The organism is Streptomyces paromomycinus (assembly GCF_003865155.1).
Taxonomy (GTDB): Bacteria; Actinomycetota; Actinomycetes; order Streptomycetales; family Streptomycetaceae; genus Streptomyces; species Streptomyces chrestomyceticus.
Genome location: NZ_BHZD01000001.1, coordinates 548,854 through 567,650, shown reverse-complemented (window position 1 = coordinate 567,650; position 18,797 = coordinate 548,854). Strand labels below are relative to the sequence as shown.

The window sequence follows — 18,797 nt, the reverse complement described above, 5'->3', positions numbered from 1 at the left end:
TCAGCCTCCGGCGGCGAATTCCGTGGCGCTCATCATGTCGCCGAGAGCCACGACGATCTTTCGCGTCCCGGTGAACGGACGGCGCGAATGCGCGACGAGCATGTTGTCGATGACGAGGACGTCGCCCTCCTGCCAGGTGAACGCGAGGGATTCGCGGTCCATGACTTCCCGCACCTCGTCCACCACCTCGTCCTCGATTACCGAGCCGTCACCCCAGTAGACGTTGCGCGGCATTCCCGATTCGCCGTACAACTCGACGAGCGACGCGCGGGTCTCAGGGTCCAGGCATGAAACATGGTGCAGGGCAAGCTGGTTGAAAAAGACAGGCTCCCCGGTCCGGGGGTGCCGCAATACCGCGTCGGCAATCCGCCAGGTCTTCAGGGTGCCGTCGGGACCCCATTCGAATCCCATACCGGCCTCGGCGCATTTGTGCTCGACCTCCTGTGGGTCGTCGGTGCCGTAGAACCGCTGCCAGCTCACATCGACAGACTCGATGAAGTTGCGGACGTAGCGGAGCTTCTTCCGCTCGAATTGCTCGACGAGTCCCCGGCGGAGCGCGGTGTAGACCGTGCGGCAATCGACGATTGGCGTCTCGCCGCCTTCCTGCGGCGCCACGATGCAGGAGAAGAACTGGCGCATGGGCCAGGTGTGCAGGTGGGAGCTCTCGTTGTGAAAGAGGATCGACTGGTCGGCGGGATAGGGCGTCGACTTGTAGATCCGGGCTGACTCACCCTCCCTGGGCAGATCACCGTACTCCCTGAAGAGAGTGGGACAGACGGCGCCCGCGGCCGCCTCGAAACTCTCCACCGACCCCTTGTGGAACCCCCGCAGGAGGACCGCGCCGTGGCGATGCAGATACGATTCGACGAGCTCCTTGTTCGAGCTCAGCCAGCCGGGCAGATCGGCTCCGTCGCCGGCGGGCTCGACCACGAGCGGGGTCTGCGGGAAGCCGGGCAGGAAGCCGGTCTTCACCGGGTTGATATCGGTGATCTCCACCGAGCGCCGCTTCGCACTGCGCAGGGAAAGGAGCTTGGACGTCCTGGAATTCGCTTCGGTCATGTTTCGCATCCTCGCCTCGTCGTCGGTCTCCATCCGCAGCGAGCCGATGCGCGCGTCGGGCGCCTCGACCGCGCTCGTCAGGATCTGCACCAGATGCGCCGACATGCCCTCGACCGTGGACGCATCGAAGAGTTCTGCGTTGTAGATGAAGCTTCCGGTGATTCCCTCGTCTCCTTCTTCCATGAACAGGGTCAGGTCGAATTTCGTGTGCAGCGCGTCGACTTCGATCGTGTGCGCGGAAATTCCCGGGAGTTCGAGGGTGATGTTCAGTTTCTGCAGCAGGAACAGGACCTGGAACAGGGGTGTGTGGGAGGGGCTGCGTTCCTGGCGCAGTGCGTCCACCAGCATGAGGAACGGCAGATCCTGGTGGGCGTAGGCGTCGACCGCCGTGGTGCGCACACGGGCCAGCAGTTCGCGGAAGGCCGGATTTCCGGCGAGGTCCGTGCGCAGTACCAGGTTGTTCACGAACATGCCGATCATCTGCTCGAACACCGCCCGCGTGCGGTTGGCGTTCGTCGTCCCGACGGCGATGTCGCTGGTGTTGGCGTACCGCGAGAGCAGCACCTTGAATGCCGTTAGCAGCACCATGAACAGGGTTGCCCCTTCGGCACGGCCGAGCTCGTCGAGGCGCCGTGCCAGCGGTGCGGTTACGACGAACCGGTGGACGGCGTTGCGGATCCGCTGCCGGTCCGGGCGCGGCCGGTCCGTCGGCAGCGGGAGCAGCGGCGGCAGTCCCGCGAGCTTGTGCCGCCAGTACCCCAGCTGCGTCTCGAAGACCTTGCCTTCGAGCCAGCGCCGCTGCCACTGGGCGAAGTCGGCGTACTGGTAGTCGAGCACGGGCAGGGGCGACGGCTCGTCACGGACGAACGACGCGTACAGCGTCACGAGTTCATGGACGAGGACGCCCAGCGACCAGCCGTCGGCGACGATGTGGTGGATGTTGACGAGGAGCACGTGGTCCTCGTCGTCGATCCGCAGCAGCGCCACCCGGATGAGCGGCCCCTGTTCCAGATCGAAGACGCTGCGCGCGTGTTCCTGCGCGAGGTCGTCGATCTGTTCCGGTCGCACCTTACGCACCGCCAAGTCGACGGTGACGTCCTCGTGGACCCGCTGAACGGGGACGCCGTCCACGTCGTGAATGGTCGTCCGCAGTACTTCATGCCGCTGGATCACCTCGCGCAGGGCGCGCCGCAGGACCTCGGTCCGCAGCCGGCCCACCAGGCGCACCGCGCTGGGGATGTTGTAGGTGGCGCTCGGCCCGTGGAACTGCTCGGCGAGCCACAGCGCCTGCTGGCCGAAGGACAGGGGCAGCGCGCCGTCGCGCGGCACGTGCAGCAGGGGAACGTCAACCGGCGCACCGCCGCCCAGGGCCCCACCGCGTGCTTGGCGGACCTTCGCGGCGAGTCCGGCGGCGGTCGGCGCGTCGAAGAGCACGCTGACCGGCAGATCGACGTCGAACCGCCGCCGGATGCGGGCGATCGCCTGGGAGGCCAGCAGCGAGTCGCCGCCCATGCGCTGGAAGTCGTCGTCGGGGCCGATGTCGTCGGTGCCGAAGAGCTGCCGGAAGATGACGAGCAGCTCGGCCTCGACGTCGTCGGCCGAGGCCGCCGGTGCGCTGCTGCCCTCCTGCGGCCTGCGCCGCCGTTCGGCGCGGGCGGCCAGGGCGGCGGCCGGGTCCTCGGGCGAGACGACGACGATGCCGGTACGGCCGAGGGCACACACCGCCCCGCTCGCATCACCGTCCTCGTCCCAGTGGACCGAGCAGGTGCGGTGGTCGTCCCGCTGGGTCGCCGCCAGGGCGTCGAAGAACGCGCCGAGGGCTGCGGATCGCGGCGCGTCCGGCCCACCGGTGACCGCTGCACGCCCCGAGACGAGGGCGAGGTGGCGCACGCCCGCCTCGGCCGCGGCATCGACGGCCAGGGCCGCACGTGCCCGGACGGACACCTGGGAGCGCAGCTCCGCGGGACTCGCGTTCGACACGGAGCTCTCGTCGCCTGGTGGGGGAGCGTGGAGGATGCCGTCAACCGTGCCGAAGCGGGCACGGGCCGCCGCCAGGGCGGCGGCGAGCTGCTCACGAGCGGCCGGGTCCGCGCGGACCACCAGCACCTCCGCACCCTGCGCTTCGAGAGCACGGACGGAGTCGATGTGCGCCCGGCGCGCGGCGAGGATCTCCGCGGCGCGGCGCTCCAGGTGGGCACGGTATCCCGGGGTGTCGATGCGCGCGGGCTGCTGGGCGAGGACGAGTCCATAGTCCGTGGTCGCGCGGGCGGCCTCCTCACGTGGGAAGGTCACCACGTCCGCGAAGGGCTGTTCGCCCAGGACCCGGTCCCAGGTGTCCAGGGAGACCAGCGGCGAGCGCGTCCTGACTTCCTCGTCCTCGAAGAGCCACCAGCCCTCGGCGAGCCCCCAGAGCATCTCCACCCAGCGCAGCGATACCACGGCCTCGACCAGGCACAACAGGCCGCCCGGAGCGAGCAGCCCACGCAGGTTGGCGGTCGTCTCGCCGATCCGCGGGGTGGCGTGCACGACGTCGAAGCCGATCACGGCGTCGAATGCGTACAGGTCCAGGCCCTGGGCGGCTGGGTCCCGGGAGATGTCGAAGACCTGGCAGCGCATCTCGGCGAATCCGTAGTCGACGGCCGCCTGGCGGGCCCGCCGCACGAAGGAGCTGCCGAGGTCGGTGAAGGTGTACCGCACCTCGTGGCCGCGCAGCAGCGGGGCGATCAGCCGGGTCAACTGCCCGTTGCCGCCGCCGACTTCCAGGATCCGCAGCGGCCTTTCCGGGCTGCGTTCGGCGATCCGGGCGAGCGCCCGGCCCAGGAGCTCGGCGTGGACGCCGTAGTTGCTGGCCGCCAGCAGCCCCAGGAACGCCGTCTCCAGCGGCTTGGGGTCGCCGTCGGGGAAGAGCACGCCGACGGCGTCGGTGTCGCCGCTCAAGGCCGCTGGATAGTGGCGCACGCAGTGATCGAGGAAGGCGATGGTGTCCTCGTGGCCGGGGAGCAGCGCCAGCGCGTCGGGTGTGTCGAGGAAGCCCGCGTCCTCGGGGCCGGCGACGACCTCGATGCGGTCCGGGTCCGCCGAGGCATCGCTGCGCCGGATGATCCCGTCTTCCTGGAGCACGTCCAAGAAGAAGTCTAGGAACTTGTCGAACGCGGGCAGCAGGCCCATCCGTGCGGCGATCTCCGCACGCCGGTAAGCGCACCCCGGGGTGAGGTCTACGCCCGTCGCGACCAGGGTGCGGTACACGTGGCCGCCGCAGAGTCGGTTGAGTGTGGCCTCCACGAGCCCCCGGTCGGGCCCCGGCCGTGCCGAGGCCGCGGCGGCCCGCTCGACCGCCCGCAGCGCCTCGACGTCGTCGCGCACGGGTGCCGGGACGGCACCCGCTTCCGCCGTGGCCTCGGCGCGGGCGCGCCGAGGCCCGGTGGTGGCATCGGACCAGTCGGGCCAGTCCGCTCGCTCGGGTACCGGGCCCGGCTCCAAGAGGGTGAGCCGCGCCTGATGCGCCGCCGCGAGATGGCGGGCCAGTGCCGCCGAGGCTCCGTGGAGCCCCCCGGTGACGGCATAGCTGCCCTGCTCGCGGACGGCGGCGCCCCCGCATCCGTCCGGTACGGCCTCGTACGCCTCGGTGCGCCGCACGCCGGCGCGGTAGGCGACGACGGGATCCGTGAGGCCGACGGCGGTCTCCGCGACGACCCAGGCCGCCGCTGCCTCGGCGTCGGCGTCGGCGTCGACGTCCAGGCAGCCGATTGCCAGCTCCGGGTGGCCCTGCGCCGCAGCGCGGCAGTATCCGCCCAGCGTGGCCTTGGCGGGGATGGGGGCGTCGCCGGATATCACCGCGTGCAGGCGGTCGGCGACGACGGCGAGCCGCACCGGCTGTCCTGCCGCGTGCGCGACCAGGACCTGGACCCATGCTGCGGCCGTCTCCAAGCCATCGCGCTGTGCCGCCTCGAAATCCTCTCCCGCGCCGCGGGCGCAGGCCAGGACGACGGCGTCCGGTAAGCGGCCTTCCTGCTCCAGCGCCGTGAGCAGACCGTCGATGTCCGTGGTGCGCGCCGGGTCGAGCACAAAGCCCTCACCCGGCAGGGCCGACGACGTGCTCCGGCGCGCCAAGACGACCTCATGCCCGGCCGCCTCCAGCCGTCGCGCCAGGGCGTCCGCGAACCCGTCGGCGTCACCCACCACGAGCCACCTGCCGCGTTCACGCAGCGCCTCGTGGACCGCCGCGTCGTCCAGCGGCGCCGCCCGCCACACGGGCACGTACGACTTCGCGTCTCCGGTGGCCGCCGCGGTGCTCTCCTGGGCCGCGGCCGCCGCGGGGGCCGGGTCGATCCAGTGGCGCCTGCGTTTGAACGGGTAGCCCGGCAGCGGGACGCGGCGGCGCGGCCGACCGTCCCAGAAACCGTCCCAGTCGACGGAGACCCCGGCGCAGTAGAGCGTGCCGAGCGCGGTCAGCAGTGCCTCCCCGTCGGTGCGCGGGTCGCTGCCGCTCCGGCCCGAGGTCACAATCCGCTCGGCGTCGATTCCCGTACGCCGCACCATGGGCGTGAGAGTGCGGCCGGGCCCGGCTTCCAGGAAGAGGTGCTGCGGGTCCTGGGCCGCGGTGCGCACGGAGTCGGCGAACCGCACCGTGCCGCGCATCTGGCGCGCCCAGTAGCCGGGATCGCAGACCTCGTCGCGGTCGAGCACGCGGCCGGTCAGGCATGACACCATCGGGAGGCGCGGCGCGCTGCGCGGCACCTGCGCGACGCGTGCCTCGAAGGCATGGGCGACGTCGTCGAGCATCCAGGAGTGGAAGGCGTGTGAGGTCCGCAGTCGCCGGTGCTCCACGCCCTGTCGCGTCAGTGTCCGCTCCAGCTCCTCGATCGCCTCTTCGGGGCCCGAAGCAACGCACTGCTGCGGGTCGTTGATGGCCGCCAGCGAGCAGTCGCCGAGCAGCGGGGTGAGCGCGTCCTCGTCGAGGGTCGCCGCGAGCATCGCGCCGGGGGGCATCTCGTGCATGGCCCGCGCTCGGTGGATGACCAGGTCGAGGGCGTCCTCGGTGCGGAAGACACCGGACACGGTCGCGGCGGCGTATTCGCCCAGACTGTGCCCTAACAGCGCCGAGGGCACCACGCCCCATGCCTGCCAGAGCCGCGCCAGCGCCAACGATGCGGTATAGAGCGCTGGTTGGGCGATCCAGGTCTCGTCCAGCCGCGCCCGGTGGTGCTCCTCGTCCCCTGCGGACGGGTAGATCACCTCACGCAGGTCGACGCCGAGCTGCGACCGCGCGTACTCGGCGCAGCGGTCCACCTCCCGGCGGAAGACCGGCTCGCCCTCGTATAGCGCCGCGAGCATATGCAGCCGTTGCGCGCCCTGTCCGGGAAAGAGGAAGGCGACCCGGGGCGGATCGGTGTCGTGCACCCCCGACATGACGGCAGCGGATCCTGCCCCTCCGAGGGTGGCGATCGCCTCCGTCCGGTCGCGGCAGACGACCGCGCGGCGGTGGGAGTAGGCGCGGCGCCCGTTGCTGAGGGTGAAGGCCAGATCCGGCAGCGCACCGTCCTCCGCGGCACGGAAAGCCGTCGCCAGGTCGGCGCTGAGGCTGTCGAGCGCCTGCGGCGAGCGGGCGGAGACGACAACCAACTGCTCGGGGCGGGTCGGCCCGGTGTTCTGCGTGGTGTCCTCGCGGGGCGGGGCCTCTTCGAGGACGACGTGGGCGTTGGTGCCGCCGATGCCGAAGGAGCTGACCCCGGCCCGCCGTGGCCCCTCCGTGATGGGCCAGGGACGCAGCTCGGTGTTCACGTAGAAGGGGCTGCCCTCGAAGTCGATCGCGGGGTTGGGCTGCTTCCAGTTCAGGCTGGGGGGCAGCGCCGCGTGCCGCAACGCCTGGACAGCCTTGATCATCCCGCTCACTCCGGCGGCGACATCGAGATGCCCAACGTTTGTCTTGACCGAGCCGAGCGCGCAGAACCCGCGCCGGTCCGTCTTCTCGCGGTAGGCCCGGATCAGGCCCGTGACCTCAATCGGATCCCCGATGACCGTGCCCGTACCGTGCGCCTCGACGTAGCCGATGGTCTCGGGCGCGGTTCCGGCGAACGCCAGCGCCTCCGCGATGACGGCGGCCTGTCCGGTAACGCTCGGCGCGGTGAAGCCGGCCTTGGAGGCCCCATCGTTGTTGACGGCCGAGCCCCGTATCACCGCGTGGATGTGGTCGCCGTCGGCCAGTGCGTCCCGGAGCCGCTTGAGCAGGACGAGTCCGACCCCGCTGCCGAAGAGCGTCCCCCCGGCGTCGGCGTCGAAGGCGCGGCAGTGCCCGTCGGGCGAGGCGATGCCGCCCTCCTCATAGCGGTAGCCGACGCCGCTGGGCAGCACCGCACTCGCGCCGCCCGCGACCGTCAGGTCGCAGTCGTAAGCCAGCAGGGCCCGGCACGCCTGGTGGACGGCGACGAGCGAGGTTGAGCAGGCGGTGTCCACCCCGATGCTGGGACCGGTGAGATTGAACTTGTGTGCGATGCGGGTCGGTGCGAAGCCCTTGTCGGTGGCGAAGAAAACCCGCTGCATCCCGGCCTGTTCGAGGACATCGGGTCGCTTGAGGACGTTGTGCACCAGATACGAGGGGAAGCCGACGCCCACGTAGACCCCAGTGAGGTCCTTGAGGGTGTCGGGGTTGTAGCCCGCGTTGTCGAACAGGGCCTGGGTGCACTCCAGCAGCAGCCGGTGCTGCGGATCGAGGATCGCCGCCTCCATCGGCGTGAGCCCGAAAAACTCGGCGTCGAAACGGTCCAGGTCCGCGAGGACACTGGCCGCCCGGACATAGTGCGGATCGCGCAGCTGTGTCTCGTCCACGCCGGCCCGCCGTAGGTCGTCCTCCGAGAGCCGGGTGATGGACTCGACTCCCTGGGCGATGTTGCGCCAGAACTCCTCCGGGTCCCGTGCCCCGGGAAAGCGGCCGGCCATCCCGATGACGGCGATGCTCTCGACATCCTCGTGCGCCCCGCGATCGGTGCCCTGGGCGTCGTCTGTCATGCGCTGGTTGTTCACGAGCCCTGCCTCCTGCGCTGCCGCCGCCGGACGGCGGCCTTCTGCCGGTCAGCCCGGCTCTGGACGGTTGTGCTCAGCTGCCGGGCACCGCCACCGTCCGGATCGGCGCCGAGGTGCGTGGCGAGTTGGGCGATGGTGGGGTAGGTGAAGAGGTCGACGAGTTCGACGTGGCCGAGGTCCGCGGCGGTGATGCGGGCGTGTGCCTTCGCTGCGAGCAGTGAGTGGCCGCCGATCTCGAAGAAGTTCTCGTGGATGCCGACGCCCTCGCGGTCCAGGACCTCCTGCCAGATCCGTTGCAGCGCATCCTCGATACGGTTGCGCGGCGCGACGTACGCGACCTGGCCGCCGCCCTTGAGATCGGCGGCCATGGCGCTGAGCCGACCGCGGTCGACTTTCCCGTTGAGGGTCAGCGGCAGGCTGTCCACGGCGACGACCCGGGAGGGCATCATGTACTCCGGCAGCGTCTCCCGCGCCCGTTCGCGCACGCTCGCCTCGTCGTACGGGGCGCCTTCTCGCGGCAGGACGAACGCCACGATGGAGGCGTCCCCGTCGTGATCGGAGCGGGCGACCACCGCACAGCCCGCGAGTGCCGGGTGGGCGCCGAGCACGGCCTCGATCTCGCCGAACTCGATCCGGAAGCCGCGGACCTTAACCTGATGGTCGGCCCGGCCGAGGAATTCGAAGCGGCCGCCACCCAGCGGCCGGACGATGTCACCGGTGGCGTACATCCGGGCCCCCGCCCGGTCGGTGAACGGGTCGGGCCGGAAGCGTTCGGCCGTCAGGGCCGGGCGATTCCAGTAGCCGCGCCCCACGCCCGTCCCGCCGATGTGGAGTTCGCCTGAAACGCCCATCGGCACGGGGCGGAGCGTTGCGTCGAGCACGTACAGCGCGGTGTTGGCGAGGGGGCCGCCGAAGGTGACCCGGCCATGACCGTCGGGCTCCAGGGGCTGGACCGCCGACCAGACGCAGGTCTCCGTCGGCCCGTACATGTTGAAGACGTCCGCCACCCCGGCCTCGCGCAACCGGGCGGCGAGCTCCGGGGGAGTGGCGTCACCACCGACGAGGAGCCTGCGCAGCGGTCCGCCGGGCGCCGTGCCGCGCTCCCGCTCCAGCAGCAGGTAGCGCGCGAGGGCCGGGGTGCATTGCAGGTGCGTCACACCGTGCCTGGCGAGGGATTCGGCGGGGGTGTGCGCGGGCGAGGCCAGCTCCCGGGCCAGTGCGCCCTTGAGGTGGGCGAGGTGCTCCAGCGCCTCGGTCGTCAGGTGCTCGTCGACACCGAAGTCGATGAGGCAGGCGATCTCGTCCACGCCGGCCTCAGACAGCTCGCGGACGAATCCGGCGCAGGATTCCGGCGTTCCGAACAGCGCGCTGGTGGCGAAGTATCGCTCGAAGGCGTGGTCGACGAGCACCTCGCGGTGCAGCTCCGGGTCCAGTCCCAGCGCCTGGGCTAGCCCTCGCATCAAGTCGATCGAACTGCGGAGGTAGTTCTTGAACGGCTCGCGGACGGCCTCGCGCACCACGTCCATATCGGGGTGAACGAAGGTGTGCAGCATCAGCGTCACCACACCCTCGTCGTGACCGGCGGCGGCGCGCGCCGCGCGGTAGACACCGACCTTGCGGGCCAGTTCACGGACGTTCTGGCCCAGCAGATGGGTCAGCAGGTGCGCGCCGTTCTCGCCCGCGCGGCGGAAGGTTTCCTCGCTCCCCGCGGCCGTCGCCCACACCGGCAGTTCCGACTGCACGGGCCGGGGGAGCGGGCTCACCTTGACCTCGTCGCCGAGCCCGTTCCGGCGCAAGATCTCCTCGCCCTCCCAGAGCCGGCGGACGGTGTCGATGTTGCGCCACATCGACTCCTTGCGGTCGGCGAACCGCTCAGGCGCCAGCACGAAGTCGTCCGGCTGCCACCCCGAGGCGAAAGACAGTCCGACACGGCCGTCCGAGAGGTTGTCCACCGCGGCCCACTCCTCGGTGACTCGCAGCGGGTCCTGGAGCGGCAGCACGACGCTCCCGGCGCGGATCTCGACGCGGTTGGTCACCGCGGCGACGGCGCCCGCGAGGACCGAGGGATTGGGGTAGGCGCCACCGAACGCGTGAAAATGCCGCTCCGGCACCCATACGGCACGGAAGCCGTTGCGGTCCGCGAAGCGCGCTCCGTCCATCAGCAAGCGGTACAGCGCGCTGCCCTTGCGTTCCCCCGTCTCGGCGGCGAAGTAGAAGAGGCTGAAGTCCACCGGCCGCACCGCCTTCCGGGCGACGTGCGAGGCGGTGGCCTCCGGGCGGGAGGTCCAGCGCGCGTTCTCGACGACGACCTTGTACCCGCGGCACAGGGTCCACAGAAGTTCCAGGACGGAGATGTCGAAGCACACGCTCGTCACGGCGAGCCAGACCGGCTGCCCGTCCCCGGTCGGCGGTTCGCCACCCACCGCCTCGTCCAGGCCAGCGAACAGATTGGTGACGTTGCGCCGGGTAATCATCACGCCCTTCGGGTGCCCCGTCGACCCGGAGGTGTAGATGACGTAAGCGAGCGCCTCGGGCGCGGCCGTGGGCAGCGGCGCCGGCGCCAGGTGCGCGGCCTCGGCGGCGAGGGCGTCCAGGGGGACAACGGTCCCGCCGTACGACCGCAGCGCCCGGCTGCCCGTCTCATCGGCGACGCACAGCGCGACGCGGGCGTCGTCGACCATGTATGCGACGCGGTCCGGCGGATAGGCCGGGTCCAAGGGCACGTAGGCGCCGCCAGCCCGAGCGATCGCGAGCATCGCCACGACCAGGTCGACCGATCGCTCGGCGCACAGACCCACCCGGGTCTCCTCTCGTACGCCCCGTGCGCGCAGTGCTGCGGCAAGCCTGCCGACGCGCTCGTCGAGCCGCTCGTAGGAGACCGACTCCTCGCCGCACACCAGCGCCGGCGCCCGGGGCGTGCGCTGCACCTGGGCGACGAACTCGGCCAGCCACGACTGCTCCTCGAGCGGCACGGCCGAGCCGCGCGCGTCCCGCAGCAGGGTCCGCCGCTCACCGTCGGCAAGCACCGGGAGCGCGGAGACCGGGGCGTCGGGGCGGTCGGCGAGTGCGCCGAGCAAGGTGTGCAGGCCCCGGGTGAGTCGCTCGACGGTGCTCCGTTCGAACAGTGCGGTGTTATACGTCCAGGTGCACACATACCGCTCGTCCGCCTGATGCACCGCGAGCACCAGGTCGTACGGGGCGCCCCGCTGCCCCGAGGCGGCCAGTACGTCGAGTGGCGAGTCCTGATTCCACTGGCGGGTCTGCTGCCAGACGTACATGACCTGGAAGAACGGCGAACGGCTGGGGTCCCGCTTGGGATTGAGGTGCTCGACGAGCAGCGGGAAGGGGTAGGGGTGGTCGAGGGCGCGGAGCACCTCGGTGCGCGTCGCGTCCAGGACGTGCGTGAAGGCGGGGTCCCCTGCCAGGTTGGCGCGCACCACGACCGGGTCGGCGAAGAAGCCGACGGTGTCCTGGTAATGGGGGGCACGCGGCCCGGCGGCCGGGGTGCCTACGATCACCTCGTCAGAGCCGCCGTACGTGCGCAGCAGTACCTGGAGGGCGGATAGGAAGAGCATGTTGGGCGTGGCGTCCGCGTCCCGCGCGAGGCGTGCCAGCCGCCTCGACAGCGCCGGGTCGAGCTCGGCCGAGAGGCGGTCGCCACGGAAGGTCTGCGCCGCGGGGCGCGGCCGGTCCAGCGGCAGATTCGTCACCGGCACGCCGCCACTCAGCCGCTCGCCCCAGAAGGCGAGGTTCCGCTCCGCCTCAGCACCGTTCAGCCAAGCGGCCTCGGCGTGCACGTGAGACACGAACGAGCCGCTGAGCTCGGGTAGTTGAGCGCCATGACCTTGCAGGTGGGCGCGGTAGGCCGTCAGCCACTCCTCGACGATCACATCGATCGACCACAGGTCCGAGGCGATGTGGTGGACGACGAGCACCAGCACCGGTCGCCGGTCCTCCGGCGAGGTGCGCAGTAGCAACGCCCTGACCGGAAGGTCGCCTTCCAGATCGAACGGGCGGTCCATGAACGACTCGATGACTCTGTCGGCCGTGCCTTCGCCGACCGTCTCCGTGTCCAGGACACGCTCGGGCACCCGGTCGGCGTGCTGGATCGGCTCGCCGTCGTCCCACGTGTACGTGGTGCGCAGCACCGCGTGCCGGGCGAGCACCGTGCGCAGCGCGCTGTCGAGCGCCTCCTCGTCGATGGGGCCGTGGTGGTGGGCCGCGAAGGCGAGGTTGTAGGCGGGACTGTCCGAGGTGAGGCGCTGGTGGAGGAGGAGGCTGCGCTGGCCCGCGGTGAGCGGGTGCGGGCCGTCCTCCCCCTCCAGGTAAGCGACGATCCCTTCCTTGTGTGAGCGCACCTCCTCCAGCAGCGCGGGCGTCAGGATGTCCCGGGGGCCGCGGCACTCGAGCCGGCCGTGCTCGGCGAAAACCCGTACGCCGTGTTCGGTGAGCGTCTGCACGAGTTCGGGGACGCTTTCCGGCATCGTCATCTCCTTGCCCCATTCGGGCCGGTCAGCCGAGCGCAACGTGGACCTCGCCGCCAGCCTCGCCGCCCCGCGCGCGGCGGCGGACGACTTCGGCGAACTCCTCGACGGTGTGCGCGTCAGCGACGTCGGACAGGCTGAGTTCGTAGCCGCTCGCGGCGCTCAGATGGCCGAGCAGCGCAGTGGCCTTGAGGGAGTCCCCGCCGAGTTCGAAGAACCGGTCGCGGATGCCGACCCGTTCCACGCCGAGGGCCTGGCTCCAGGCATCGGCCACGGCCCGCTCGATCTCGTCCCGCGGCGCGGTGTACGGGGCACGGGAACGCTCCTCGGGCTCGTACTCGCCCGCGAGATAGGCAGCCCGGACCGCGGACCGCTGGAGCTTGCCGCTGGACGTGCGACGGATGCCACCGCGTGGCGCGAAGGCGATCTCGTGGACGGCCACGTCATGGTGTTCGCCGATGCGGTTCCGGATCGCCTCGGCGACCGTCCGGCGGTCCGCAGCACTCGCTCTGGGGGGAGTCTCGACGGCCAGGACGAGCTTCTCGGCTGCGCCGGCGTCCACGGAGAAGGCGGCGCACCGGCCGATCCGATGGGCAGCGCACGCCTCCTCGGCGGTGCGCTCCAGGTCATGCGGGTAGTGGTTGCGTCCGCGGAGAATGATGAGGTCCTTCAACCGGCCCGTGACGAACAGCTCGGCCGTGCGGAGGAAACCGAGATCGCCGGTGCGCAGGAACGGGCCCTCGCCGGTGTCGGCGACCGTCGCCCGGAAGGTGGCCTCGGATTCCTCGTTGCGGTTCCAGTACCCGTGTGCGGCACTCGGGCCGCTCACCCATATCTCGCCGACGACGCCGTCCGGGCAGCGCAGCCGGGTCAGGGGGTCGACAATGGCGATGTGTTGGCTGGTATCGGCGCTGGGGCCGCATCCGACGACCGCGCGAGTGGTCTTCCCGGGCGTCGTCTCGAGCACCCGGCCGCGTTCGAACTCCGCCGCGTCCAGATGCACGAGGGAGGTGCCCTTGGGGGCGGTGGCCACGACGAGGGTGTTCTCCGCGAGTCCGAAGGACGGGTGGAAGGCGTCGCGGTGGAAGCCCGCGGGTGCGAAGGCTCGGGCGAACCGGTCCATCGTCGTGGCGCGAACGGGCTCGGCGCCAGAGATTGCCACCCGCCAGCGAGACAGGTCCAGTTGGGCCACCTCGTCCGGAGCTGCGGCGGCCGCGCGGGAGCACATGTCGTAGGCGAAGTCGGGGGCGGCACTCACATACGCGCCGTACTTCGCCATCGCGCGGACCCAACGCATCGGCTCGCGCAGGAACGCCAGCGGTGCGAGCAACTGCGCTTGCCCGCCGCAGAAAAGGGCCATGAAGATTCCGCCGATGAGGCCCATGTCGTGGTACGGGGGCAGCCAGAAAACGCCGTGCATCCGCCCCGCTAGGCCGTACACGTCCCGCTCGGTGCGCAGGTTCGCCAGCAGGTTCGCGTGCGAGAGCATGACTCCCTTGGGGCGCCCCGTCGAACCCGACGTATACTGCAGCACGGCGAGGTCGTCGGACTGTGTGCGCAACGGCCGCCATTCCGAGCTGAGTTCCACGCTGACGCTCGGGGTGACGATCCGCTCGACCGTGGCGAGCGGGCCGTCGACGGAGCCCCCCAGAGCGTGCGCGGTGTTGTCGTCGACGAGCGCGCAGCACGGCCGGCAGTCCTCCACAATGGCGCGGATGCGCTCCAGCCCGCGGCCGATCCGTGTCTTCTCTGGGGGGTACGCGGGTACCGCGACCGTTCCGGCCAGCATGCTTGCGTATACGCCGACGAGGTAGTCCGGCCCTGGCTGATTGAGGATCAAGGTCCTCTCACCGGACCGGGAGACGGCCTGGATGCGGGCTGCCAGGGCCCGGGCCCGCAGGTGGAGTTCCTCGTTCGTCAGAGCGTGTTCGCGCCACGTGTCCCCGCCCTGGAACTGGTCGAGGAAGGTGTACGTGATGCCTGTCGGATCATCTTCCGCACGCCTGCTCAGCACACTGTTCAGATCGTTTTCTTCGGCCACGACGTCCTCGACGCCCCTTCCTGGCGAGTAGAGAGGCACGTTGTCTCGCTCAGAGCTGTCCGGTGCCGGGCAGTCCCGACAGGGCCTGGCCGTCGCCCATGGCCCTGCGCAGGCCGAGCGGTCTCATGTCCGTCCAGACCTCGTCGATATGCGCAAGGCAGGTGTCCTTCGGCCCCGTGAAGCCGGTTGCCTCCCAGCCGGTGGGCAGCTCCCGGTCAGCCGGCCAGACGGAGTACTGCTCTTCGTGGTTGCGCACCACCACAAAGGATTCCCGCACGGTTTCTGCTGTCACTTGTCCAACTCTCCTAGGCGTTTGGCAGCGATCTCCCCGGCGACGATTTTCGGGGCCGGCTGCAGACGCGCCGGGCCATGACCCGGCACCGCTGGGCCATTCGAATAATGTGTGGATCGAGCTGTAAAAGGTGGGGCGGCACGAGTCGTAGGTGCGGCTCACCAATCAGCAGGGACGATGCACAGGAAGAGGCCGACTAGACGGTGGTAGACTTCCGCGAAACTGGTCAAACCATCTCCCTCGACGGCACTGACCGCGCGAACAGTAAAAGCTCAGCCCCGGTCGCACACCGCGCGAGAGCGCTGCGCCCGGACCGGTGAACGCAACATTACTCGTGCCATGATTCAGAGTCCTGTCACCAGAAGAGGTGACATCCGGAACGGTGAAGATCAGGTAGTCTCGCGCCGGTCCCCCTTATCGCCACCACCGAAGCCATCGCCCTCGGTCTCGCTACTCGGGACAGGACGCGATACGGAGTGCTGCCCGCGTGAGATCCGCTTTATTTCCCAGATTGAGCTTGGTCCGCACCCGCTTGATGTACGTGTTCACCGTGTTCGTGCTGATACTGAGCCGCCGGGCAATTTGGGCATGGGTGAGGCCGTCGGCGATGAGCCGGAGCACCACGCGTTCGCGGGTCGATAGGGAGGTGCCCCCGTGCTCCGAACTGTCCTGGTTTTTTCGGGGTTTTCCTGCCGCCGCCCGGCGCACGGTCTCGGTAAAACGTTCTAGGGTGCTGTTCTTGGGCACGTGTGCCACCGCCCCGGCCCTGATGTACTGCTCTACGTCCGCAGCGTTACGGCATTCGGAATGCACCACCACGAGCACCGACCGGGAGAGCGTCTCGATGCTCGAAAGGAGCGTCCCGTCCAGCCCCGAACAAGCCTCCATTAACACCACGTCAACACGTCTCAGGTCTAATAATTCAGGTATTGTTCCAGAGGTCGTGACGGATATGTCGCTGGCCGATTCCAGAGCTCGCTCCAGCCCCAGCAGAACTATCGGATGACTGTCGACGAGTCCAACGCAAATCATGCTATCTCCATATCGATCACGATGCAGTTAGGTGATACATGCACGCGTTTCTCGCGCGCTAAACATGAATATCGAGTTCCGCTTAAGTAAAGCGCGTTTGGTTTGAGTAAAGTCGCGCGATCTGCCCCCGACTATGTTGCTACTTCAACAATTGGCGGCGGGGCAGGGGAAGTGCACGAAACCACTGCCGACAGGGATGGGGAGTTGGACGAGATGCGGACATCGCCGGAAAGGTCGGACACTAGCGCGCGGACGCCCGACCCGGAGACGGTGGAGCGGGGATCGCCACAACAGACGAATCCGAAAAAAGCCAAAAGGCGCCGGAGGATGAAAACCGTCGCTGCGGTGCTGTCCTTCGCGCTCATCGTCTGCGGCGGCGCGGCCACCTGGTACGTCTACCGGACCGTGCATGCTGCGTTCCCGCAGGTTTCCGGAACGCTCCGGCTGGACGGCCTTAACTCTCGGGTCGAGGTGGACCGCGACGAACGGGGTATCCCCCAAGTCTACGCTGGCACGGCCCATGACCTGTTCTACGTACAGGGCTACGTCCAGGCGCAGGACCGGTTCTGGCAAATGGACGTCTATCGCCACACGACCGCCGGCAGCCTGTCCGACATGTTCGGGCCGGGCCAGATCGGTACGGACACCTTCATACGCACCCTGGGCTGGCGTCGAGCCGCCGAGCGCAATTACGACAGGCTCTCCCCGGCCACCAAGGAATATATCGCCGCCTACTCCGCCGGCGTCAACGCCTATCTGTCCGGACGCTCGGGCGCGGCACTGGGCCTGGAGTACGAACTCCTGTCCCTCCGGGTCTCGTACCAGCCTCATCGCTGGACCTCGCTGGATTCGGTCGCCTGGCAGATGGCGCTCGCCTGGGACCTGCGCAACAACGTGCAGCAGGAGATCGACCGTTCGCTGGCCGCCGGGAAGCTGCCCCCGCGCCAAGTCGACGAGCTCTATCCGCCCGACCGGCTCGATGTCCATCCGCCCATCGTGCCCCAGGACGCAGTCGCGAGCGGCGGCGCCGCGAGGGGGAAACCGGCTTCGGCTCCCGATCTTCCGGAGGGAGCCCGCACCCAGCTCGCGCACGTCACGGAACTCATCCGGTCGATGCCAGCAGCGACGCTTCCGGTGAACGACGGTGCCGGTTCTAACTCCTGGGTGGTGTCGGGGCGTTACACCACAACAGGCAAGCCCCTCCTGGCTAACGATCCGCACCTGGGACCCGAACTCCCCTCCATCTGGTACCAGATGGGATTGCACTGTACTAGGAACAGCTCCAACTGCCCCTTCGATGTGACCGGTTTCACCATCCCTGGGATGCCGGGCGTGTTTATCGGCCACAATGACCGCGTCGCTTGGGGGTTCACCAACGGCGCGGAAGACGTGGCGGACCTGTACCTGGAGAAGGTACGGGGGAACTCTTACCTGTACGAGGGGCGGTGGTATCCGCTCGAAGAGCGCAAGGAGACCCTCACCGTCGCAGGGCGGAAACCGGTGACCGTTACCGTGCGCGCCACCCGGCACGGCCCCCTGATCTCCGACGCTAACGACGATCTGAGGGAGGTGGGTACGAGCGCGCCCGTGCCGGGCTCGGAGCGCGCCGCGCCGCATGGCGGAGGCAGCGGCTACGCCGTGGCCCTCCGTTGGACGGCACTAAACCCCAATCGCACCATGGACGCACTGTTCGAGCTGGACAAGGCACGGAACTGGACCGAGTTCCGGTCGGCCGCCTCCGACTTCAGCGTCCCGTCGCAGAACATGGTGTACGCCGACGTCGAAGGGAACATCGGCTATCAGGCCCCGGGACAGGTGCCGATCCGGAAGAGGGGCGACGGCGCCTGGCCGGTGCCGGGCTGGACCGGCGCATACGAATGGACCGGCTACATTCCCTTCGGCAAACTTCCCCACGCCTACAACCCAGCTGCCGGATATATTGCCACGGCCAATAACACCATCATCGGCCCGCCCTACCCGTACCTCCTATCCAAGGACCCCGACTACGGCTACCGCAGCACGGAGATCCTCCGGCAGCTCAGGCAGGCCACGGTGAACGGCAGGAAGATCTCGCCGGCCGACATGAGCCGCATCCAGAGCGACCAGTACAGCCCGATCGCAGCGTCCCTGGTCCCCTACTTGACGAAACTGAAGGTCAACGACAGCACGGCCAAGGCCCAGAGCCTGCTTGAGGAGTGGGACTTCACCCAGCCGGCCACCTCGGCACCCGCGGCGTACTTCAATCAGGTCTGGGCCCTCGTGCTGCGCCACGCGTTCGCCGGCAGGTTGCCGAAGAGTGTGCGCGTCGACGGCGGTTCCCGCTGGTTCGCTGTGGTCGAGAGACTCCTTCCGGACGCTAGCAGCGCGTGGTGGGACAACCCGGACACCAAGCGGCGCGAGAACCGTGACCAGTTGCTGACCCGCGCTATGGAGGAAGCCGCCGCGCAGATGGGCCGCGCCTACGGCACCGACCCGAAGGCATGGCGGTGGGGCGCCATGCACACCCTCACCCCGACCAACCAGACGCTGGGCACCGCAGGCCCCGGCATCGTCAAGTGGCTCCTCAACGGTAGCCCGCTGCCGGTCGGCGGTGGCACAGCACTCGTCGACGCGACCGGCTACAACGCCGAGAAGGGATTCGCGGTGACGATGGTGCCGTCGATGCGGATGGTCGTGGACGTTTCCGCGTTCGACCGATCGACCTGGATCAACCTCACCGGTGCCTCGGGGCACGCCTTCCACCCGAACTACCTCGACCAGGTGCCGTTGTGGCAGCAGGGCCGCACCCTGCCCTGGTCGTACTCCCGAACCGCAGTACGTGCCGCCACGAAGCACAGTCTCGTCCTGCTACCGCGCCATACATAGGCCG

Annotated in this window: 6 protein-coding genes; 1 reads left to right on the top strand and 5 read right to left on the bottom strand. The window is 69.5% G+C overall.

What is annotated here, in order from left to right; translation table 11 throughout:
* The 5 genes from OEIGOIKO_RS02185 to OEIGOIKO_RS02165 all read right to left on the bottom strand — a co-directional run bounded on the left by OEIGOIKO_RS02185 (position 1) and on the right by OEIGOIKO_RS02165 (position 15,928).
* Entirely contained in the window at positions 1–8,079 is an 8,079-nt protein-coding gene (locus OEIGOIKO_RS02185) for a type I polyketide synthase (protein ID WP_125051303.1), read from the bottom strand.
* Positions 8,076–12,563, bottom strand: a complete 4,488-nt coding sequence (locus tag OEIGOIKO_RS02180) for a MupA/Atu3671 family FMN-dependent luciferase-like monooxygenase (RefSeq protein WP_246177145.1) — start codon at positions 12,561–12,563, stop codon at positions 8,076–8,078. The genes OEIGOIKO_RS02185 and OEIGOIKO_RS02180 overlap by 4 nt, the downstream gene beginning before the upstream one ends.
* A gap of 28 nt (positions 12,564–12,591) precedes the next feature.
* Positions 12,592–14,604 carry an AMP-binding protein gene (locus OEIGOIKO_RS02175; protein ID WP_246177142.1) on the bottom strand — a complete coding sequence of 671 codons (2,013 nt, stop codon included), beginning with the start codon at positions 14,602–14,604 and terminating at the stop codon, positions 12,592–12,594.
* 49 nt (positions 14,605–14,653) lie between these two features.
* On the bottom strand, positions 14,654–14,896 hold the full coding sequence (locus tag OEIGOIKO_RS02170) for an MbtH family protein (protein WP_218039967.1): 243 nt from the start codon (positions 14,894–14,896) through the stop codon (positions 14,654–14,656).
* A 450-nt stretch (positions 14,897–15,346) separates the two neighbouring features.
* Positions 15,347–15,928 (bottom strand): response regulator transcription factor, encoded by a 582-nt coding sequence (locus OEIGOIKO_RS02165; protein ID WP_125051299.1) that lies wholly within the window; start codon positions 15,926–15,928, stop codon positions 15,347–15,349.
* 327 nt (positions 15,929–16,255) lie between these two features.
* On the opposite strand from OEIGOIKO_RS02165, the gene OEIGOIKO_RS02160 reads away from it, so the two are divergent.
* Positions 16,256–18,793: a penicillin acylase family protein gene (locus tag OEIGOIKO_RS02160; RefSeq protein ID WP_246177140.1), complete on the top strand. Its 2,538-nt coding sequence runs from the start codon at positions 16,256–16,258 to the stop codon at positions 18,791–18,793.
* Positions 18,794–18,797: the final 4 nt, after the last annotated feature.

Excerpts from the sequence above, each read along its gene's own strand:
- OEIGOIKO_RS02165 (WP_125051299.1), bottom strand. The coding sequence starts at position 15,928 with ATGATTTGCGTTGGACTCGTCGACAGTCATCCGATAGTTCTGCTGGGG.
- OEIGOIKO_RS02160 (WP_246177140.1), top strand. The coding sequence starts at position 16,256 with ATGAAAACCGTCGCTGCGGTGCTGTCCTTCGCGCTCATCGTCTGCGGC.
- OEIGOIKO_RS02180 (WP_246177145.1), bottom strand. The coding sequence starts at position 12,563 with ATGCCGGAAAGCGTCCCCGAACTCGTGCAGACGCTCACCGAACACGGC.